Origin of the sequence: Providencia sp. SP181, assembly GCF_050446505.1 — a bacterium.
Lineage (GTDB): Bacteria > Pseudomonadota > Gammaproteobacteria > Enterobacterales > Enterobacteriaceae > Providencia > Providencia vermicola.
The window spans coordinates 208,873-230,378 of sequence record NZ_JBBPXM010000002.1 but is presented as its reverse complement, the minus strand read 5'-3'; the positions used below and the strand labels follow the sequence as shown (position 1 = coordinate 230,378).

The 21,506-nt window shown below is 38.6% G+C and carries 22 protein-coding genes and 1 tRNA gene; 14 read left to right on the top strand and 9 right to left on the bottom strand.

Annotated features, from left to right (window positions below; all coding sequences use genetic code 11):
- Window positions 1-22: 22 nt before the first annotated feature.
- Entirely contained in the window at window positions 23-1,207 is a 1,185-nt protein-coding gene (locus tag AABS66_RS04365; protein WP_206082287.1) for a Bcr/CflA family multidrug efflux MFS transporter, read from the bottom strand.
- 17 nt (window positions 1,208-1,224) lie between these two features.
- Window positions 1,225-1,932 carry a 16S rRNA pseudouridine(516) synthase RsuA gene (gene rsuA / locus AABS66_RS04360; protein WP_206082288.1) on the bottom strand — a complete coding sequence of 236 codons (708 nt, stop codon included), beginning with the start codon at window positions 1,930-1,932 and terminating at the stop codon, window positions 1,225-1,227.
- A gap of 222 nt (window positions 1,933-2,154) precedes the next feature.
- Between rsuA and AABS66_RS04355 the strand changes: the two genes are divergently transcribed.
- Window positions 2,155-3,912, top strand: a complete 1,758-nt coding sequence (locus tag AABS66_RS04355) for a DEAD/DEAH box helicase (RefSeq protein ID WP_353167205.1) — start codon at window positions 2,155-2,157, stop codon at window positions 3,910-3,912.
- A 167-nt stretch (window positions 3,913-4,079) separates the two neighbouring features.
- Window positions 4,080-4,361 (top strand): 50S ribosomal protein L25, encoded by a 282-nt coding sequence (gene rplY, locus AABS66_RS04350; protein WP_206082290.1) that lies wholly within the window; start codon window positions 4,080-4,082, stop codon window positions 4,359-4,361.
- Window positions 4,362-4,490: 129 nt separating this feature from the next.
- Here rplY and yejK read toward each other — a convergent pair whose 3' ends face one another.
- The gene (gene yejK / locus AABS66_RS04345) at window positions 4,491-5,492 is read right to left on the bottom strand and encodes a nucleoid-associated protein YejK (RefSeq protein WP_206082291.1); all 1,002 of its coding nucleotides are present in this window, start codon (window positions 5,490-5,492) and stop codon (window positions 4,491-4,493) included.
- Between the two features lie 241 nt (window positions 5,493-5,733).
- Between yejK and AABS66_RS04340 the strand changes: the two genes are divergently transcribed.
- The 4 genes from AABS66_RS04340 to AABS66_RS04325 all read left to right on the top strand — a co-directional run bounded on the left by AABS66_RS04340 (window position 5,734) and on the right by AABS66_RS04325 (window position 8,436).
- Complete coding sequence (locus AABS66_RS04340; RefSeq protein WP_047755730.1) at window positions 5,734-5,961, top strand: YejL family protein; 228 nt, start codon at window positions 5,734-5,736, stop codon at window positions 5,959-5,961.
- 21 nt (window positions 5,962-5,982) lie between these two features.
- Window positions 5,983-7,698, top strand: coding sequence for an LPS biosynthesis-modulating metalloenzyme YejM (yejM, locus tag AABS66_RS04335; protein WP_206082292.1), 1,716 nt, complete (start codon window positions 5,983-5,985; stop codon window positions 7,696-7,698).
- 73 nt (window positions 7,699-7,771) lie between these two features.
- Window positions 7,772-7,848: transfer RNA gene (locus AABS66_RS04330), tRNA-Pro, on the top strand.
- Window positions 7,849-8,307: 459 nt separating this feature from the next.
- Complete coding sequence (locus tag AABS66_RS04325) at window positions 8,308-8,436, top strand: hypothetical protein (protein ID WP_263974613.1); 129 nt, start codon at window positions 8,308-8,310, stop codon at window positions 8,434-8,436.
- A gap of 60 nt (window positions 8,437-8,496) precedes the next feature.
- On the opposite strand, the gene AABS66_RS04320 is transcribed toward AABS66_RS04325, so the two are convergent.
- Window positions 8,497-9,093, bottom strand: coding sequence for a pentapeptide repeat-containing protein (locus AABS66_RS04320; protein ID WP_241016767.1), 597 nt, complete (start codon window positions 9,091-9,093; stop codon window positions 8,497-8,499).
- A gap of 206 nt (window positions 9,094-9,299) precedes the next feature.
- Between AABS66_RS04320 and AABS66_RS04315 the strand changes: the two genes are divergently transcribed.
- Window positions 9,300-9,713: a GNAT family N-acetyltransferase gene (locus AABS66_RS04315; protein ID WP_272539622.1), complete on the top strand. Its 414-nt coding sequence runs from the start codon at window positions 9,300-9,302 to the stop codon at window positions 9,711-9,713.
- Window positions 9,714-9,732: 19 nt separating this feature from the next.
- On the opposite strand, the gene AABS66_RS04310 is transcribed toward AABS66_RS04315, so the two are convergent.
- The gene (locus AABS66_RS04310; RefSeq protein ID WP_206082298.1) at window positions 9,733-10,266 is read right to left on the bottom strand and encodes a GNAT family N-acetyltransferase; all 534 of its coding nucleotides are present in this window, start codon (window positions 10,264-10,266) and stop codon (window positions 9,733-9,735) included.
- Window positions 10,267-10,526: 260 nt separating this feature from the next.
- Between AABS66_RS04310 and AABS66_RS04305 the strand changes: the two genes are divergently transcribed.
- Window positions 10,527-10,787 carry a DinI-like family protein gene (locus AABS66_RS04305; protein WP_206082299.1) on the top strand — a complete coding sequence of 87 codons (261 nt, stop codon included), beginning with the start codon at window positions 10,527-10,529 and terminating at the stop codon, window positions 10,785-10,787.
- A 54-nt stretch (window positions 10,788-10,841) separates the two neighbouring features.
- Here the strand turns inward: AABS66_RS04305 and AABS66_RS04300 are convergent, their stop codons facing one another.
- Both AABS66_RS04300 and AABS66_RS04295 read right to left on the bottom strand, forming a co-directional pair.
- Window positions 10,842-11,633: a MipA/OmpV family protein gene (locus AABS66_RS04300; protein ID WP_206082300.1), complete on the bottom strand. Its 792-nt coding sequence runs from the start codon at window positions 11,631-11,633 to the stop codon at window positions 10,842-10,844.
- A 22-nt stretch (window positions 11,634-11,655) separates the two neighbouring features.
- Window positions 11,656-11,901 carry a hypothetical protein gene (locus tag AABS66_RS04295; RefSeq protein WP_206082301.1) on the bottom strand — a complete coding sequence of 82 codons (246 nt, stop codon included), beginning with the start codon at window positions 11,899-11,901 and terminating at the stop codon, window positions 11,656-11,658.
- A gap of 171 nt (window positions 11,902-12,072) precedes the next feature.
- On the opposite strand from AABS66_RS04295, the gene AABS66_RS04290 reads away from it, so the two are divergent.
- The 3 genes from AABS66_RS04290 (at window position 12,073) to AABS66_RS04280 (ending at window position 14,769) form a co-directional block, all read left to right on the top strand.
- Entirely contained in the window at window positions 12,073-12,747 is a 675-nt protein-coding gene (locus AABS66_RS04290) for a response regulator (RefSeq protein WP_430224606.1), read from the top strand.
- A complete protein-coding gene (locus AABS66_RS04285; protein ID WP_272574078.1) occupies window positions 12,737-14,098 on the top strand; it encodes a sensor histidine kinase in 1,362 nt (453 codons plus the stop codon). The genes AABS66_RS04290 and AABS66_RS04285 overlap by 11 nt, the downstream gene beginning before the upstream one ends.
- Before the next feature lie 95 nt (window positions 14,099-14,193).
- Complete coding sequence (locus AABS66_RS04280) at window positions 14,194-14,769, top strand: cysteine hydrolase family protein (protein ID WP_430224605.1); 576 nt, start codon at window positions 14,194-14,196, stop codon at window positions 14,767-14,769.
- Between the two features lie 14 nt (window positions 14,770-14,783).
- On the opposite strand, the gene AABS66_RS04275 is transcribed toward AABS66_RS04280, so the two are convergent.
- Window positions 14,784-15,632, bottom strand: a complete 849-nt coding sequence (locus AABS66_RS04275) for a D-amino-acid transaminase (protein WP_430224685.1) — start codon at window positions 15,630-15,632, stop codon at window positions 14,784-14,786.
- 423 nt (window positions 15,633-16,055) lie between these two features.
- A complete protein-coding gene (locus AABS66_RS04270; protein WP_241016769.1) occupies window positions 16,056-16,562 on the bottom strand; it encodes an anti-virulence regulator CigR family protein in 507 nt (168 codons plus the stop codon).
- Window positions 16,563-16,895: 333 nt separating this feature from the next.
- Between AABS66_RS04270 and AABS66_RS04265 the strand changes: the two genes are divergently transcribed.
- The 3 genes from AABS66_RS04265 (at window position 16,896) to AABS66_RS04255 (ending at window position 21,506) form a co-directional block, all read left to right on the top strand.
- Window positions 16,896-18,164, top strand: coding sequence for a mechanosensitive ion channel family protein (locus AABS66_RS04265; protein ID WP_206082305.1), 1,269 nt, complete (start codon window positions 16,896-16,898; stop codon window positions 18,162-18,164).
- 283 nt (window positions 18,165-18,447) lie between these two features.
- A complete protein-coding gene (locus AABS66_RS04260) occupies window positions 18,448-20,877 on the top strand; it encodes a DMSO/selenate family reductase complex A subunit (protein ID WP_206082306.1) in 2,430 nt (809 codons plus the stop codon).
- Between the two features lie 11 nt (window positions 20,878-20,888).
- A complete protein-coding gene (locus AABS66_RS04255; RefSeq protein ID WP_206082307.1) occupies window positions 20,889-21,506 on the top strand; it encodes a DMSO/selenate family reductase complex B subunit in 618 nt (205 codons plus the stop codon).

Sequence of the window (21,506 nt, the reverse complement as noted above, 5' to 3'; positions counted from 1 at the left end):
CATGAAGCTGATAACTCAGAGATTATTTCGCTTTTTTAGCTAACAAAACAAAAAGCATCGATAAAGCGACACAAGCCACCATCGAACCTACCATCGGCCACGCATTTTTAGCGGGGATCAGTGATAATAACGTTCCTACTAGTGCACCAATTGAAAAACGAATCGTTCCTGCTAAGGAAGAGACCGTTCCTGCAATATGTGGGTAATTATCAAGGATCACAGCCATCGCATTAGATGTAATCATTGCAATTCCACTGACATAAATGGCGACGCCAATAACTAACGTCCAAAAATCAAGACTAAATGCGGTTGTGCCTAATAACCAAATCCCCATAATAAACTGGATAATAATACCAAAATACAGCATCTTCTCTGCGCCAAAGCGCCTAACATAGCGACTGTTAATAGTGGTCATAATAAAGAGAAAAATTATGTTAATACCAAAATAGTAACCGAAATGTTGAGGAGAAACGCCATTTAGGTCGATATAAACAAATGCACCTGCATTTAAGAATGAAAACATCCCTGCAAACGAAAATGAACTCGCGAGTATATAGAACAAAACTTGCTTTGCCCTAAATAAGGTCGCAAACTGGCGTAATGTTGTGCCAATGTGGAATTTTTGCCTTTTCGTAACGGGTAATGTTTCACGCACAAAAAAGCTCACTAAAATCACTGCAATAACTGCCGCAATGGCAATGCTCCAGAAAATCGCATGCCATGAGAACCAACGCATCAATTCGCCACCTAAAATAGGAGCCAATAAAGGTGCGATCGTCATCACCAATACCACAAATGACATACTTCTAGAAAATTCGTCGCGCGTAAACATATCACGCATCAATGCGTTAATTACCACACTGGCGGCTGCGGCGGCAAAACCATGCAAAAAACGTAACCAAATAAGTGAATCAATTGATTCGGTGATTGCACAAGCAGCCGATGCTATAGCAAAAACAATTACTCCACCCAAAATCACGGGTTTACGACCGATGCTGTCCGCCATTGGTCCATAAAAAAGTTGCCCAATCGCAAAACCAAAAATGTAGCTGTTGAGCGTCATTTGAATCCGCCCCTCATCAACATTAAAATATTGCATCATCGTAGGAAAGCTAGGTAGGTACATGTCAATAGCCAACGGCATTAGCATAGACAATAAACCTAATATTAAAATCAGCCCCAAATAGGATGAACGCTGCTGTTGCACGCTATAGACTCCTGCTTTTATTTACGTGGTACATTAATGCTATTAATTTCTTCATCTGTCAGTGGGCGATACTCGCCTTGCTCAAGGGTCTCATCCAAGTAAATGTCCCCTACTCGCTCACGGTGCAGTCCACAAACATGATTTCCTACCGCGGCAAACATTCGTTTAACTTGGTGATAACGGCCTTCACTGATAGTTAAGCGAACATCACGAGGACTGATAATTTCGAGTTGTGCGGGTTTTGTTGGGTACTTTTCACCATTTAACATGATGCCTTGCTCGAATTGTTTGGCAACATCGGAGGCAATATCTTCACTTAATTGAACACGGTACGTTTTCTCACAATGGTGTTTAGGCGATGTAATGCGATGTGACCACTGTCCATCATCGGTGAGCAACACTAACCCTGTCGTATCAATATCTAATCGCCCCGCAGAATGAAGCTTTTGTGCAAGCGGCTCATCAATAAAATAAAGAATGGTAGGATGTGTTGGGTCATCGGTAGAACAGATGTACCCCTGAGGCTTATGTAACATAAAATAACGCGGCCCCGTGACTTGTACTAACACATTTCCATCATAAGCGACTTCATGGTCAAGCGTGACTTGGAATGCTCCTGATTTGACCACTTCATCGTCAATCGTAACAAGACCTGCACGCAATTCACGTGCTACCAAACTCCGGCTTATCCCTAATTGCTGGGACAAAAATTTATCCAGTCGCATAGATTCTCTTAACTTGATGGATTGCCAGCGAAGCGTACAATAACGCTTAACTGTCAGAATAAAGAATGAAAGGTTGCTGTGATTACTATCACATAATTCATTATAACAATAACCCTAGTTAAGGGATAGTTTCCATGAAACAACATACATCTTTAGACAGAGTCATTGTTTTAAATTAAATTTAACCTCATTCACCTGTTTTTTTAACCAATACTGAGCAATATGTCTTTTTCCTTACGCCCATACCAACAAGAAGCCGTCGACGCGACGATCCACTACTTTCGCAAACACACTCAGCCCGCCGTTATTGTGCTACCTACCGGTGCAGGGAAAAGTTTGGTGATTGCTGAATTGGCACGTCTTGCCCGTGGACGAGTACTGGTCTTGGCCCATGTTAAAGAATTGGTCGAGCAAAATCACAGTAAATACCTCGCCTATGGCCTCGAGGCGGATATTTTTGCTGCAGGGCTGAACCGAAAAGAATCACAAAATAAAGTGGTTTTTGGCAGCGTACAGTCTGTCGCTCGTAATCTTGCTGCTTTCAATGGACAGTTTTCATTAGTGATTATTGATGAATGCCATCGCATCAGTTTGAATGATAAAAGCCAATACCAGCAAATCATTCAGCATCTACAAAAAAGCAATTCAGCCTTACGGATTCTGGGCTTAACCGCTACCCCTTACCGTTTAGGTAGCGGGTGGATTTACCAATATCATTATCATGGCATAGTTCGGGGTGATGAAAACTGTTTTTTCCGAGATTGTATTTATGAGCTGCCACTGCATTACATGATTAAAAATAAGTTTTTAGTTCCCCCCGAACGCTTAGATATGCCTGTTTTGCAATATGATTTTAGCCAAGTTTCGTTGACATCTGCAGGTATTTTTAATGAGCAAGAATTAAACCTTTCACTGCAAAAACAACAACGTATTACACCTAAAATTGTTGCACAAATCATTGAATATGCAGCACCACTGCAAGGCTGTATGATTTTTGCGGCTACCGTCGAGCACGCAAAAGAAATTTTGGGTTATTTACCAGTAAAGTCTGCCGCATTAGTCACCGCCGAAACACCTGCGTCTGATAGACAAGCTATTATTAATCAATTTAAAAACAGAGAATTACATTATCTTGTCAACGTTTCTGTTCTAACCACTGGCTTTGATGCCCCCCATGTTGATGTGATTGCAATTTTGCGCCCAACTGAATCAGTTAGTTTATATCAGCAAATTGTTGGTCGTGGGTTACGTCTTTGCCAGGGGAAAACCCAATGCTTGATTTTAGATTATGCGGGTAATCCTCATGATTTATATCGCCCTGAAGTCGGTTGCAGTAAACCAAACTCTGCCAGTGTCCCTGTTCAAGTTTTTTGCCCTCTTTGCCAATTTGCCAATGTGTTTTGGGGAAAATGTACTACTGATGGGCAAATTATTGAGCACTATGGCCGTCGTTGCCAAGGCTGGGAAGAAGATGATAATGGTCAAAAACAACAATGTGAGTTCCGATTTCGTTTTAAGCAATGCCCCCACTGTGGTGCTGAAAATGATATCGCAGCTCGCCGTTGCCAAAAGTGCCAAGAAGTCCTTACTGATCCTGATGACATGCTCAAAGCAGCATTAAAATTAAAAGATGCACTGATTATTCGTTGTGGTGGTATGCAATTTATCTCTGGTAATGATGCAAAAGGTGAATGGATAAAAATAAACTATTATGATGAAGATGGCACTAGCGTCTCAGAACGTTATCGCTTAACAACGCCCTCTCAGCGTCGTGTATTTGAATACCGTTTTTTGCGTGAGCACCAACGAGCGCCAGGCATTCCATTTAAATGGAATAATGCAAATGACATTATTTTGCAGCAATCATTATTACGTTACCCACAATTTATCGTGGCACGGAAAAAAGACCGCTATTGGGAAATTAGAGAGAAAATTTTTGATTATCAAGGGCGGTTTCGCATCGCAAACTCCCTTTCCTGACGCAATAAACGATCTTAAAGATTGCTGGATGGCGGTTTTTTCGATAAAATGCCGCCGCCTTCCAATTTCTCATTTTCCAAAATGCGTTATTCCTAGGCCAAATCTCGAACCTGCTGCTGGGTCGCCTGTAGCAGGAATTTATATTTTCTTTTTATAGAGAAATAGTAATGTTAACTATCAATGCAATTGAACGTAAAGAGCAGGGTAAGGGTGCGAGCCGCCGCCTGCGCAGAGATAATCAGCTTCCAGCTATCGTTTACGGTGGTAACCAAGAGCCTATCTCTATCACTCTGAGCCACGATGAAGTTATTAACCAAGAAAGCAAAGCAGAATTTTACGAAGTTCTGACTCTGGTTATCGATGGTAAAGAAACAAAAGTAAAAGTTCAGGCTGTTCAACGTCACCCATTTAAGCCAAAAGTGACGCACATTGACTTCCTGCGCGCTTAATTAAAGCCCACAGCCGAGCTTTAGAAATTTCGGGACGCCGAGTAAATAACGCCGCAATTGCGGCGTTATTTATTTCTAAAACTTTATTTTTTGCATCAATCAATATTACCAATACGCAAACAAAATATTTTATTTGCTGCCACGACGCTGTAATTGGTCGCGTAAGTTTGGCGGCGTACCACGAATGGTTAGTGTATCTGTCACTGGGTCCCAAAAAATACGTTCGCCCATCAACATAGCATCAAAGCTAATCGTTATACCTCCACCACTACCTGAAAATTTAGTCAATTGTTTAAGTGTTCCCCTATCTGCTGGGAAGCTTTCCTCCAATTGGTAATCATTTTGACGAGCAAAATCATCAAAGCTTTGTTCTTCTACCAGTGGCAACTCTTTCGCCAATTCCTGTAATTCAATTTCTTCGCCAGATTGCAGCTGTTCAGTGCAGTAACTATGCACTTGTTGACGATATGCTTGGCGAGTGTTTTTATCCATCTGAGCATTATCACAAAAATCATCCAACGCTTGGACTAAACCTTTGTTCTGCACTTTCGCATTCAAACCTTCAGATGCAGCTAAAAAATCCATAAAAAAATCAGATACTTTACGCCCTACTCGACCTTTTAAGAATGTTAAGTAGCGTTTCGAGTCTGGATTAGTTTCCCACTCGGTTAAATCAATGCGTGCAACGATATCTGCGTGTGGAATATCTAAATAATGTGTCGTCCCTAAATCTAATGTATCTGTGACAAACATGCTATCGCAGCTATTAAGAACAGAAATCAATAAATATTCAACGGCAAGGTAACGGTATTGGCAGAAAAGAACAATTCCCCCCTCAGCAAATGGGTATTTCGCGAGTTCATCCTTTAAACGAACCGTCATAGCACGGCTAAAACCTAAAAATTCTTCTTCACCCTTGCGTAAGAGCTTTAATGCATCAGCTAATTCACTTTCTTCATTGAATTCACCAAAGGCTTTACTTTTTGCGCTGTAAACACGGTGCAATTCTGCCATCATGTCTTGCACGACATCATCAGCCGTCAATAAAGAATCCCGTAACATCACCTCTAAGGTTTGTTCATCTCGCTTAATCAACTGATGTAAGGCTATCTGGGTAATTTCCAGACTCATTGTTAGCTCCTTCTTCTAGCAGAAATATTATCGCGCGTATTCAAACATTGATATCTATACGCTGCAATAGAAACTATCATTTGCGTCATTTTTCATCAGCAAATGCTGAACTAATACACACTTTTTGAATCTGAATAAGCATTATTATCACTTAAACAAAAATTTGTTGCGAAGAAAGAAGAAAAACATGCGGCTATACGCTATGATATGGAGCTTTCATTAATTTAGGATGTCTCAATTTATGCCACAATCATCTCGCTATAGTGATGAAAAAGTTGAAGGTTTACTCTCTGACCTCGTGAGTGTGTTAGAAAAAAACCATACCCCTGTTGACCTTTCCCTAATGGTGTTAGGTAACATGGTAACGAACCTGCTCAATACGTCAGTTGCCCCCGCACAACGTAAAATGATTGCAGAATCCTTTGCCAATGCGTTACTTTCTTCTGTAAAAGAAGATAAATCACACTAACAGATTAATGAAATAAACAGTATGGTCACCCATCAGCGCTACCGTGACAAAGTCTCTAACATGATTGGTTGGGGACACTGGTTTGCACTATTTAATATACTGCTTAGCCTCGTGTTAAGTAGTAGCTATCTGTTTATTTTTGATTGGCCAGACACCTTAGCTGGCCGTATATACGCCTTCGTCAGTTGGTTAGGTCATTTTAGTTTTGTGGTCTTTGCCGCTTACCTACTCATTATTTTTCCACTGACCTTTATTGTGATGTCTCAGCGGCTGCTGAGGCTAATTTTTGTTGCACTTGCCACTGCAGGTATTACACTCCTAATCTTTGATATCCGTGTTTTTAGCCAATTTGGCCTTCATCTAACACCACAAGTTTGGGATTTAGTCATCAATCCAATCAAAGGAGAAATGGCTCGTGAGTGGCAACTGATGTTTATCAGTATCCCCATTATTTTCTTGGTAGAAATGCTGTTTGCAACTTGGAGTTGGCAAAAACTACGAAGTTTAAACCGCCAAACGTTTGGTAAGCCCCTAGCAGGCATTTTCATTGTGACATTCATTATGTCGCATTTGATGTATGCGTGGGCCGATGCGAATTTTTATCGTCCAATCACGATGCAGCGTTATAACTACCCATTATCACAACCGATGACGGCCCGTAAATTATTAGACCGATATGGTTTATTGGATCTTACCGAGCACCAAAATCGGGTATTCCAACATGGTAGTCCTACCGCTCTGAAGCTTAATTACCCTCTTAAACCTTTGAGTTACTACGACCAAGGTACAGGGTATAATTTACTCTTACTGGTCGTGGACGATCTCGGTAATGAAGCTCAACAAACAACAATGAGCTCCCTTAACAGCTTTAGAGAGATGAGTACGCAGTTTACGAATCACTATACTGCAGGTTTACGCGATGACACTGCCTTGTTTGGTCTCTTCTATGGCATCTCATCTACTTATCTTGATAACATTCTTAATGGTCGTCACCCTTCTGTCTTGGTTGAAGCGCTACAACACCAAGGTTATCAGTTTGGTCTGTTTTCAACAGATGGATTTAACTCACCACTGTTCCGTCAAGCCATTTTATCCGATTACTCATTACCTGCTAAAACAGCAGATAATGATAGCCTAACTATTAATCAATGGATTAGCTGGTTAGATAACCTTAAACATGATGCACCTTGGTTCTCTTTCTTGAATATCAAAGGCGTACCAGGCAGCCCACAAACTAACAAGCAAATTGACCAAGTTATCGCAACATTGAAACGTGATAACCGCCTTGAAAATACCATCGTCATTATTACTGCTAACTATAATAAGCAAGGTAAACAAGAAGAGGATTGGCTAAGCGATAAGAACTTTAATCGCGATCAAATGCGCGTCCCTTTATTTATTTATTGGCCAAATACACCTGCTCAACAAATAGGCAAGTTAACTAGCCATCAAGACATTATGACGACATTGATGCAACGGTTATTGCATGTGAATAATCAAACAGATGATTACAGCCAAGGTGAAGATTTATTCAGTAACCAACGCACATACCCGTGGGTGATTACTGGTGATGACAATGATGTGGTCATTACCACTGACAATGCCACTTTATATATGGATCATAATGGGCAATTTAATATTTATGATAAACAAGGTGTTATTGAAAAAGAAGCAAAACCTAACTTGGCTGAGCTTCTGAAAATTTTCACAGAATTAAAACGATTTAATGAAAATTAGTGCTTAATTATCAATCAGTCTCAACATGAGCCTCTTGATTTTAAGACCAAATTGGGTAGTATAAATCACAGTTCGGCATGTAGCGCAGCTTGGTAGCGCACCGTCATGGGGTGTCGGGGGTCGTAGGTTCAAATCCTATCATGCCGACCAAAATTCCCTAAGAAAACCAACCTATTACGGTTGGTTTTTTTATAGAGTCTTTGATTTTAATGTAGAAAGGTTATTAGGAACCGAAAAATTATGGTCTATGCTCTATTTTTCAGCTCATGGTCTTTCTTTTATTGATAATCAAAAAGATTTGACTCATGGCGATAAACGTAAACAAAATTTTGAACCACCGCTTTTTATTACCTCTTCAGACTAGCAAATGCGAGAATTCATATCAGCTCGAAGGAATGGCCTTAATTTCTTTAACTTAATCGCTGATTGGATGGGCATTAAAGAAGTTTACTCAGATAAAATACCTGATAAATATAAGTAGTTTTAACAATAAACTTTTTAAAAAATGTCCCTTCTCTATTCCCAAATTTAAAAAACTCATTTATTCTTAAATTGAGCGAACATGCTTACGTGCAGTACTGTCACCGCCAAGCATTACGGGAGGTTTTTATGTTTCTCGTATATACCATCATTGTCATTGCTTTTTTCATCTCTTTGGCGACTATTGAAATGCCTGATAGCGACAAAATTAGTATTGAGGTTGAAGATAAGCAAATAGGACTTATGTATGCAATGTAATATTAAATAATCGCCCTTTCAGGCCCCCCTGCAAAGGGCATTTTTATGACTTGTTATATCTCAATCAATAAGTTGAATATCTAGCCCATATAACAACTCTAACGCTTCAAAACGCGAAAATTTAGCCTGTTTTAAGGTATTTTGTCGAATATCAATCGTAAAAGAATGAGTACCTGTAAGATCAGCCGAAGTTAAATTAGTTTGCATAAACAGACTGTTTGATAAGTCACAATCTGTTATCACAGACTTATTGAGTTCCACATTTCTAAAATCAATATCGTGTAAACGACAATCATCAAAATGAGTTTCATGAAGTTTAAGCGCAAAAAAATTGCTACCGCTTAAAATACAACTTTTAAAACTCAGCTGTGAATAAAAATCAAAACGAGGCCAATGCGCTTTTGTCCAATCTACCCCCACTAATTTACACCCATTAAATTCACAAATAGAAAAACGGGAATTAGGGATGGAGATTAGGCTCAAATTGCATTTTAGAAATGTACATTCGACAAATCGGCAATCTGTAAAACAGCTTCCAGTAAAGTTACAATTGATGAATTCACACTGCTCAAAAAGTACATGCTCTAGTCTTTCGTTTTCAAGCTCTAAGTTACAAAATTTTTGTTCTAAATATTCACCATGGTTCTCTATTTCCACTTTCCACCTCATAATGCATGTCATCACACACCTAAAAGCTGACATTTACTGTATATAATACCATGTATTTTTTATAGTAACCTGGCCCTTTGCACATAAATACCTATTTTATGTTCTGCTTACCAACAAACACATCTAATCTATTGAAAATAAAGATTATTTAGCTCCATACCACTACCCCCTAATAAATTAGAAGATACCTTCACATGAATTGCCGTTTAGCAACAATTGATGACATAGACAATATCTACAAAATAGACACTGTAGCGACAGATGTTCGATTAAACGAAATCACACATTGGGTAAAACAGAATGACTGTTTTATATTGGAAAAAAATCAAGAAATATTAGCGTACGGTGTTATAAACACACATTTTTTTGGCTATGGGTTTATTGAACTATTAATGGTCAATAACCAATATCGTCGGCAAGGTCTTGGGCTTATACTAATCAATCAATTGATAAAGAAAAGCCCGACAGCCAAAGTTTTCACGTCAACTAATAAATCAAATACAGCCACTCAACAGCTATTGATAAAAACTGGCTTTATTCCTAGTGGCTGTATTGAAAACATAGATGATAATGATCCAGAGCTTATTTACTGCTACATCGCTAGGTAAAATGACCTAATAATCAGGTCTATAGTAGTGATTTTTCCATCACAACAGTTTGTAGCATCTGGTTAAATTGCTGATACGTTTCTTTATCTATTGTCTGTGGAAAACTTAATACTTCTAACTTATGGGGCTTATTTTCAGGATAATAACTTGGGTGAGCATGGTTGTATTCGTTTTGTTGAAAACCACAGTGCTGATAAAACGAAAGCCGCTTTTGACTGATTTCATCAATTACAGGATCAATTTCAAGGATAACTAGCCCTACATCGTGGCAGAATTGCTTTAGTACTTTCTGACCATACCCTTGCCCCCGGAGAGAATCTGAAATGGCGAGATGTTCAATGTAAAAGTATTCATTAATTTTCCAGCAACCAATAAAACCAACAAATACGTTATTATCTGTAAAATAATAGAGATAATAGTCGTCATGACTCAAAATTGACTTACGACCTTGATAACTTCTCTGCTCATAAAGCGGAAATGCCTGATCATATAGCTGATTAACAACATTATTCTCGTTTATGTTTTCCCTAGAAATTCTGATTGAATGTAGCATTTGATTTTAGACTCATCGTTATATGAACATAATTACACTTTTAGAATACGTTTTTTTTAAAATCTGACAATCATTTTATCCACTGCAAACCTATTTTTATAAAAAAATAACTATTTGTTTTAATTGTTTATTATTTTCTAATATAAAAATATTGGTTTTTAACTCAGATTAATTTAAAAAATATTTTTGTGATCATATTGACTTTTTTCTATATACGCCCAAAATACTGTATATTAACACAGTAATTGGCCGAGGCTATTATGTTAAGAATTGAAGTTTTATTTGATAAAAATGCACCACAAAAACCAAGCACAAACGTTTTACACGCGCTTGAATCTGAGATTTTACGTAAATTGCAAAATCAATACCCTGATATGGTAACCCGTGTTGGTTTTAGCTCGCAGCAGCGCGTAAACATTTCAGGAACCAAAATGTCTGAAGATAAAATCCGCATTGAAGAAATATTGGAAGAAATTTGGTTAGATGACGGGTGGATCCCCGAAGAAAATACTGCTGAATAGACTTCATTAACGAAAGGAATGTTAGTAATCAATAAGCATTCCTTTTTTGGATACTTAAAATTTGTAGCGGAAGCCAGTTAACCCCACAAAACCTAATTTTTGTTCTGTTAATGAACTCTTTCCTGCGTCACCAATTAAATAATACGCAGCGATACCAGTATATAGCGTGAAATTATCATCCATATTGTAATTTAATATGGCTGAGCCATGTATATCTTTAAAACCACTACTTGCATCATATTCTGCGAATTTAGTTTTGCTGGCTTGTTGTTTGGAAACACCAAAATAAGCTTGGTTATAGGCTTTATTTCCCCAAACCGCCGCTAAATTATATTCCATTTCCCATGAGCTATTAATGTCATAGTCTGTATTCATACCTAATTCTATAGTAACAGTTCGACCTATATGGCGACCGCCATAGCGTCTATCTTTTGTTGCTATATCACCCATGATGTAAAACTCATAATTATTTAGTGTATAAGACAGATCAGCGCCAACTAACAAGGAGCCATCTAAGTCCCCCATTCCTTTTAGGTCTTTATTTTTATTACCCAAAAATCCAACTTTTTCATCACGCCCATAGTCATAGCCCAATGAACTGACAAAAGTGAGATTGTCAGTTAAGCCTATTCCCCATGCTGCACCTTCAATACCTAAGCTAAATACGCCATAATCATCAGAAAGATATGCATACGTTGCTTCTAAGCTTGGTCCAAGCTGGTACTTTTTTGAACCTTCATAAACGGGTGCTATATTGATCCCCGCCCCTGCAATAAATGTACTTTCCCCTGCAAACACATAGCTACAAGGTAAAATGCCAACCATTAATGCTACAATTTTTTTCATGTTCAAATTACGCTCATCGTAGTTAATAAATCTTTTGTCTTAAAAACGTTTTAATTTCTTTTAATAGGTTTGATTTGTTTTTTCTTTCATCAGAAAGATGCGACTGCGAAATACATTTATTAACATCAATACATGTTGATATTTCATTGATTGTTATGCTAGAAGGATAAATGCCTGATGTCTTATTGAAATCTTTTCCCATGATGATCAAAGCGATGAGAATAACTGCAATAAACATTGGTACTTCATAGAAAGCTTGTTTCATCATCAATGCTCTTATTCTTAGGAGGGTGTAAGAATAATAATCTGTCTATATTTTTGTACCTTAAAACTGGGTTAAACCAACCTTAAGATAAACTTAAATCTAAGCTGAACTTGAGACGGCGAGATATTGTCTGGTTTCCATTGACTACTTATACTGACGGTCAGAGGTGATAATATGAATATCCTATTAGTAGAAGATGATCTCCAGTTGGGAAAAGCACTTTGTCGTGGACTTGAATTAGCTGGTTTTAACCCCTGTTGGGTACGGTTGCTTACAGATGCAAAGTCACAGCTCGCTTCTCGTAATTTTGATTTAATGCTATTAGATTTAGGACTACCTGATGGTGATGGTCAGGAAGAATTAATTGCATGGCGTCAATCTGGGGAGTCAATTCCAATCATTATATTAACAGCTCGAAATCAGATGGATAATTTGGTTTCTAGCTTAGACTCAGGTGCAGATGATTTTTTGACTAAGCCCTTTGCTATGCCAGAACTTATATCTCGCGTCAAAGCTGTAAGCCGTAGAATAGCGGGGTTTTCTTCTGAGATTTGGCAATTAGATAATCTGCAATTAAACCCGTTAAATCATCAAGTCACACTTAATGAGCAACTGCTTCTGCTTTCTGGAAAAGAATATTTATTACTGTATGAATTAATTAAGAATGCCGATAATGTTGTTCGAAAAACAGACTTAGAACAACGTCTCTTTGGTATTGATGATGTAGAAAGTAACTCTTTAGAGGTTCATATCCATAATTTGCGCCGCAAGATAGGTAAAGAACGCATTATTACTATCCGTGGTATCGGTTATTTATTAAAAAAAGAAGCTCAACCAAGTGAAAGTTAAGTCCTTTTTTATTTATATCTTCGGATTACAAATTAGCTCTGTAATTTTTCTCTGGCTAATATTAGTTGGCTGGCTACAGTTTTTCTATTGGCCTTCAATTCATGAAGAGCTTGATAAACAGCAAGAGATTATTACTCAAGGATTTGCTAAAACATTAAGTGTGGTTTCAAATAACCCTGAATATTTCAAAGAAATTGCAGATAACCTACAAAATCTATATGCAGACGCAATGGAGAGTGGTGATGAAATAACCTATCGTCCTTTTATGGTTGTCAGGGACCAACAAGGCAATGTTTTTTACCGCAATAATGAAAAATTAAAGGTTCCTTCACTAAAATCTGTTTCTGAATTAGCTAACCTACATAAAGATTGGCATTTCACCTCTGCTTGGGATAAAACAAACACATTCGAAATTGTTATTGCAGAGTCCTATAGTGATAGAAAATCATTATTAGGAAACCCTGCTGAAGGCACTGCAATTCCTCTCGCCTTTATTTTAGGAATAATGTTACTTGCTATTTTAATTACCGCCTATTTTAGTCTAAGACCATTAAGACAAGCGGCAAAAATTATCTCCAGCCGCCAACCTGGAAACTTAACGCCTATCGAAGTTAAGGAACAATATAAAGAGATTCGGCCGATTATTGCCGCAATCAATAATTTAATGGCTCGTGTTGATGCGGCTAATCAGCGTGAAAAGCGTTTTATGGCAGATGCCGCACATGAGCTTCGCACCCCGATTGCTGCCGTTATCGCCCAACTACACTTATTAATGCAAATCGATAATCCAAAAGAAAAAGAAGAAATTATTAATGACATGCAGGAGACACTAAACCGTGCAGCTTCTTTATCTCATCAGCTTATTGATTTAGCCCGTTTAGAAGCCGAGGATTTCGTCTTAAATAAAGAGCAAGTCGATATACCCACTTTAATCAGCACCATTATTTCATCCCATGTTCCTTATGCAATTAATAAGAATATTGATGTTGAACTGCAAAGCCCAGAATCATTCTATGTGCTCACAGATAAACTAGCTCTGACAAATATCTTTACCAACTTAATTGAAAATGCGATCAAATATTGCCCTGAAAAAGGAAATATCAAAGTTTCAATTAAAGATTTAACCCCCTTTGGTGCCACTATTTCATTACAAGATAATGGGCGAGGCATTCCTGAACAAAGTCGCCAACTCATTTTCTCTCGCTTTTACCGTGTTCCTGGCACAATGGAAACAGGGAGTGGATTAGGTTTATCCATCGCCCATAATTTAGCAATGAAAATTAATGCGTCAATTAGAGTTACTGATGGGTTAGATAATAGAGGGATTGGTTTCATTATTGATTTGCCATAAATCTAATTCTGTAATTGAGTTAACAACACAGTCCCTATTTTAGGGTTAAAATAGCCGCCTTTAAGTTAATTTACTTACAGCAAAAAGAGGCAATAATGTCCAAGGCATTAGTAATTATTGATCTCATTGAAGAGATAATTGGTAAAAATGGCTTATCAAATTCCAGCTACCAACAAACTTATGAGCGCAAAATTATTGAAACAACGAATCAAGCAGCCAATCACGCGAGGAACCTTCATATTCCTGTTATTTGGGTAAAAGTCGGTTTTTCTGATAATTACCATGATGTTCCCGCTGGCTCCCCCATGTTTCAACATGCCAAAGAAATCGGCGCATTAAAGTTAAGTGATAATGGCTGCAATTGGGTAAATGACCTTGATGTGGGTTTTCGTGACCCAATCATGATTAAAAAAGGTGTCTCTGCATTTGCAGGAAACCATTTTAATAAATGGCTGACTAATAATGGAATTACGCAATTATTTATCGGTGGTGTAAGCACCGTAAAAGCCATTCAGAGCACAGCACGGGAAGCGCATGATTTAGGCTATTTTGTCACCATTTTAGATGACTTATGCGCCGCGCCAACACTTGAACTTCATGAACAAAGTCTCCAAGCATTAGAGGGTATGGTCACCGTTTCTTCCGTTAAGGAATTTCTGCAATTAAAATAGCAAAGCCTAATTTATTATTTTGTATTTTCTAGGTAAATCTCACGTAGCCGGATGGCAATATTCCCCGGCTTACCTTCTCCAATCTTCTGATGGTTAATCTTGATCACAGGGCAAACTAATGTTGTAGCTGATGTCATAAAGACCTCGTTCGCCGTTAGCATTTCTTCAAGACTAAACGCTTTTTCGATAATTGCGATACCCTGCTCTTTAGCCAGTGAAAGAACGGCTTTTCGTGTAATGCCCGGTAATATTTCATGACTCAATCCTCGGGTTTGTAATTGACCATGTTGATTCACAATAAAACAATTACTGGAGCTCCCTTCTGTTACAATTCCATCTTTGACGAAAATTGCATCATCAGCACCTTGTTGTTTAGCATACTCTTTCGCTAAAGAAGCCGCTAATAAAGCCACTGTCTTAATATCACACCGCGCCCATCGAATATCGTCTACTGTGACAGCCCTAATGCCATTTTTTACTTTTAGGTTATCAACAATGTTCGTCTTTTGTGCAAACAAGACTAATGTTGGCTGAATATCTTTATCAGGGAATAAAAAGTTACGCTGCTTTGCATTTCCTCGAGTGAATTGAAGATAAATAAGTCCTTCATTGATATTGTTACGCTCAATTAATTGCGTATGAATTTGTTTAATTTCTTCTGAGCTATAAGGTAAAGCAAGTTGCAATTCATGACATGAGCGTTGTAAGCGTGCAATATGATGTTCAAAATCGACCAATTTACCGTTAATAATGGCTGTCACTTCATACACCGCATCGGCAAACAAAAAACCCCGGTCAAAAACGGAGACTGTTGCCTGTTCTTCAGGTAGGTATTGACCATTCACGTAACTTATCATTGAGATACATCCCTTTAATCTGCCATTTTATTCTCTTTTATATCATTAACCATACACCATATTTATCTATCTGCGTTTAAATTCATCTCTTTTTTCTTATAAAGCGTCTAGAGGATGCACCAATAACCGTGATGAATATCCACATTAAAATTATGTTTAATTTTTAAAATATATTTTAGGATTAACTTGACATTAACAATCCAAAGATTAAAATGCTCTCACGTGATCAAGATCACACTTTAATAATCGGAGTTAACCATGAGCAGCATTAAAGAATTTATCAGTAGTGTTCAAGAAGTCGTTGAATTACTGTCAAAACGTTTTATGTAAGTTAGTTGTTTTCTAGTCAATCAAACCTTTCATTTACCTTATCATTAGCGTTAATTTGCAAACATTTTGCACAGCGGCTTTGAATTCAAAGCCGCTTTTTTATTCAAAAACATTTTCAATAATCTCTGCAATAATCGCAGTTCCAACTGCAACAAGCAGTAAATCCCGCCCACTTACCTGCCATTCATAACCAACATACACTGGAAGTTGCGATACAAATTCCCTAGGGAGTACCTTTTTGGCAATACCAGGTGGTAATGGTTTACCTCGACCAATTTGTTTCGCTATACCTGGTGGTAAGCCTTTATACCCAGTTAAGCCATATTCGATAGCGAGTGGACGAGCATAACCAAAACTGACATTAAAATTTGCCAGCGTATGTTTCTGCTTATTCGTATCTTGATGCCATTTAGCATTACTTCTTTCGTTTCGCTGAGTTTGCTTATCCTTTCCATTATGAACTTGGTGATGCCCTTTACCCTTTCCTTGCTCATTATTTTCATATGGTGAAGACATTGATGATAGTGGCATTACCATCGCAAAGAAAAATAGTAGATGACGAGAACGTACCCCCCTCCCAACATTACTTAACTTAAATATATTCATGATTACCCCCTGAATACGCAGATCTGTGAGAAAACTCGCTTTTAATATTCAGTAAACATTATTCTGCGCCATATTCATTCGCAATCGGAAAATACTTATCATCTGTCATGTTATGTAAATGTTATTTCTCTACTGGGCTGTGTCTTTTGAAATCTGCTATTTTAATGATAGTCTTAGTCGTCATTAATGTGATGAAATTATTAACTAATTAAAACATTTAAGGCAGTGTTTAATATCACCCTTAATGAGTTTTTATCGCATATATGATATGCTATTCAGGCTTTGCTCACTTTTTTGAGATTTTCTACAAAACCTTTGATAGAAGGAGAACACATGCAGCAGCAACTGCTCGACTGGGTACACCAGTTTAATCAAGACTATGCCAACCTCGCCTCTTTGCTCATTGTGCTTGGGCTCATACTGATTGTCGCCCTTGTCTTACACCTTTTTTTACACAAAATATTGCTACCCTCATTAGAGAAACGGGGGCAAAAATCAGTAGGTAGCTGGCCGCATTTGCTTACCCAACATAATCTTTTCAACCGAATTGCATTTGTAATTCAAGGTATTGTTGTTAACATTCAAGCATCACTTTGGCTATCTACTGGGTCAACAGCCCAGATAGTGCTTAAAGTCGGTTCACAAGCATGGTGCCTGTTATTTGGCTTATTAACGATTTACTCCATACTCGATATCGTGTTAGGCATCTTACAACGTGCTGCTAAAACCGCTCACCTTCCTTTGCGAGGAATTTTCCAAAGTATTAAGCTCATCGCATCCATACTGATTGCAATCATGATCATTGCGCTACTAATTGGTAAGTCTCCACTGATTATTTTAAGTGGACTCGGTGCCATGACAGCAGTGATGATGTTGGTATTCAAAGACCCAATAATGGGCTTAGTTGCTGGTATACAATTATCTGCCAATAATATGGTCAATATTGGCGATTGGTTAGAAATGCCTAAATACGGTGCGGACGGTGCTGTTATTGATATCGGTTTAACCACCGTTAAAGTCCGTAATTGGGATAATACTGTTACAACTATTCCAACTTATGCATTAATTTCAGATTCTTTTAAAAACTGGAAAGGCATGACCGAATCTGGCGGGCGCCGGATAAAACGTAGCTTTCGTATTGATGCCACCAGCGTACATTTTTTGACACCAGAAGAAATTTCGCATTGCGAAAAAGCAAATTTACTTGAGCCATATATCGGCCAAAAAGTGTCTGAAATCCAAGTTTTTAATTCCGCAATACCTGATGATAAAGCAATCCCATTAAATCAGCGACGTTTGACTAATATTGGGACATTTCGCGCATATATTGATGCCTATTTAAAAGCACACCCCAATATTCATAAAAAAATGACGATTATGGTGAGGCAATTGGAATCTGACTCAAATGGTATTCCAATTGAGATTTACGCCTTCACTAACACAACGGTTTGGGTTGAATATGAGAGGATTCAATCGGATATCTTTGACCATATTTTCTCCATTTTGCCACAGTTTAATTTAATGCCGCATCAATCACCTACCGGAAATGACGTTAGGTTAATTAACCAATCGGCAGTAAAACCGTTAACCCAAAGTAATTAGTTAAAGTTTCTTATTTTTCTACATCTAAAGTAGTATTTTAAAAGAGGGTTTACCCCCTCTTTTTCCTCGCTTCATACCCCACCATTATATAAAAAAAAACATAACGATTGTTAATAAAAATCGGATTAAAATCAGTTCTAGTTCAAAAAAAAACCTTATAAATTATATGAATACATCTAATTTATCCGCAGTAACATTGATGTACGTCATGTCACTTAACAGAGACTTTTTTTAACATATAAAACAAGAAAGTCGTGTTGTTATTTACATATAGGCAATGTCAATGCATAAAATTAAAAATAATACTCAATTTGGAGAACTGAGCAGGAGGGAGTTTATACAAACCTCCGCAACTGTTGCGGGTGTCGCCGCAGTAGCAGGCTCAATCACTCTCCCCTTTTCTGCTCAAGCAAAAGCACCAGCAATCATGCCTGACGAAGTCAGCGAAAAAATCAGTTATAGCGCATGCTTAGTTAACTGTGGAAGTCGTTGCCCTCTGAAGGTTCACGTTAAAGACGGTGTTATCAGCCGTATTTCTAACGAAACAATGTACGATGACTCCACATTAGGCGAGCACCAAATCCGTCCATGTTTGCGTGGACGTTCTGTACGTTGGAAAACCTACAACCCAGACCGCTTAAAATACCCAATGGTGCGTGTGGGTAAACGAGGCGAAGGTAAATTCAAGAAAATCACTTGGGATGAAGCCACCACCATCATCGCTGAAAAACTGAAATATACCATTGATAAATATGGCAGTGATGCTATTTACTACCAATACGGTTCAGGTTCTACAGGCGCCAATTTGCATGGTCGCGCAGCGTGTAAACGCTTACTTAGCTTAACGGGTGGTTTTTTAGGTGACTACGGTACTTATTCGTACGCTCAATTAATGGAAATTACACCATACGTATATGGTAGCGTTGAAGAGTCTTATTTATCTGAAATCCAAAATTCTGATTTAGTCGTCATGTTTGGGCATAACCTCGCCGAAACACGGATGTCTGGTGGTGGCCAATTCTATGAAACACTCAATGCCTTAGACAAAAGTAAAGCGAAAGTCATTATTATTGACCCTCGCCGCACGGATAGCGTCACAACTTTGGGCGCTGAATGGATCCCTATTTACCCAGGCACGGATGCTGCATTAGTCGCTGCATTGGGTTATGTGATGATCCAAGAAGAGTTAACTGACGAAGAATTCCTGAAAAATTATTGCATCGGTTGGGATGAGTCTACACTTCCTGCTTCTGCACCGCGTAATGGATCATACAAAGATTATATCTTAGGTAATGGTCCTGATGGTATTGTTAAAACCCCTGAATGGGCAAGTAAACTGACAGGCATCTCTGTTGCACGTATTACCCAATTAGCACGTGAAATTGGCAATGCAAACCGCGCTTGGATCTCACAGGGCTGGGGCTTACAACGCACTGAAAATGGCGAACAAGCATGTCGTTCTATCATGATGCTGCCATTGATGTCAGGTAACATTGGCCGAGCAGGAACTAACACTGGTTTATGGGGTAATAGCTACGCTTATCCCGTTGCAGGTTTTGCACTACCTAACCCTGTGAAAGCGTTGATCCCAACCTACATGTGGTCTGAAGCCATTGTACGAGGTAAAGAACTGACTGCAGAAAATGCTGGTATTAAAGGCGTCGATAAACTGGAAAATGACATCAAATTTATGTGGTGCTATTCCAGTAACGTCATTGGCAACCAGCACGGTGATTTGAATAAAACGCATGAAATTCTCTCGGATGAGTCTAAGTGTGAGTTTATTTTGGTGTGGGATAACCATGATACCCCATCCGCTAAATATGCTGATCTGCTGTTACCTGATGTCACTACGGTTGAAACTAACGACCTGATTAATAACTCCTATGCAAGCGGTGCGTATCATTATCTTGTACGCTTACAAAACGCGATTGAGCCGTTATGGGAAAACCGTCCTAACTATGATGTGTTAGCCGAAATCGCTGAAAAAATGGGTGTTAAAGAACAGTTCACGGAAGGCCGTACTTACGCTGAGTGGATTGAGTTCTGTTACAACAAGACTCGTGAAAAAATGCCACATCTACCTGAATTTAGTGAAACAGACGGTGCGGGTATCATTGACCGTAAGTTCCTAAATAGTAGCGAAAATATTGCACTGAAAAAATTCCGTGATGACCCGATTAACAATCCGTTAAAAACACCATCTGGAAAAATTGAAATTTACTCGGAAAAATTAGCTGAAAGAGTCAAAAACTGGGAGTTGCCAGAAGGCCAGCGCATCCCTGCTCTTCCTGAATATTGTGTGAATAAAGAAGGGGTTGAAGCACAAGCTAAAGACCAAAAGCACACTTTATTAATGACAGGCTTCCATGATAAAGGCCACGTACACTCCTCTTATTATAATGTTGCGATGCTGCGTGAAGCCATCCCACACCAATTTTGGCTCAATCCAATTGATGCACAGCAACGTGGTTTAAGTAATGGTGATCTGGCTGAAATTTTCAATGACCGTGGCCGTATCCAAATTAAAGTCAAAGTCACTGAGCGTGTCTTACCTGGTGTTATTGCTGTTCCACAGGGTGCATGGCGTACTCTAAATAGTGAAGGTTTAGATGTTGGTGGTTGTATCAATACATTAACTTCTCACGTGCCTTCTCCGTTGGCAAAAGGAACACCACAGCATACTAACCTTGTTGAAGTTAAACGCGCTTAAGGAGTTAAATCATGAAACAGTATGGCTTTTATTTTGACTCCACAAAATGCACTGGCTGTAAAACCTGTCAGGTCAGTTGTAAGGACGAAAAAGATTTAGATTTAGGCCCTAAATTCCGTCGTGTGTACGAATTTGGCGGCGGTAGTTGGCAAAAACAAGATGGCATTTGGCAGCAGAATGTCTTTAATTATTATCTGTCAATTTCCTGTAACCACTGCTCAAACCCAACATGTGTCGCGGGTTGCCCAACAGGTGCAATGCATAAGCGAGAAGAAGATGGCCTAGTAGTTGTTGATCAGTCTATTTGTGTAGGTTGTCGTTATTGTGAATTGCGTTGCCCATATGGTGCCCCGCAATTTGATGAGAAGAAAAAACTGATGAGCAAATGCGATGGCTGTTATGAGCGTGTCGCAAAAGGTATGAAGCCCGTGTGTGTTGAGTCCTGCCCACAACGCGCTTTAGACTTTGATGATATTAATGTTCTGCGTGAGTTACATGGCACAGAGTGTGGGATTGCACCAATGCCAGACCCAAGCTTCACTAATCCGAACATTGTCATCAAACCCCATAAAGACGCGAAGCCATTTGGTGATAAAAGTGGCGAACTAAAAAACCCTGCGGAGGTGTAA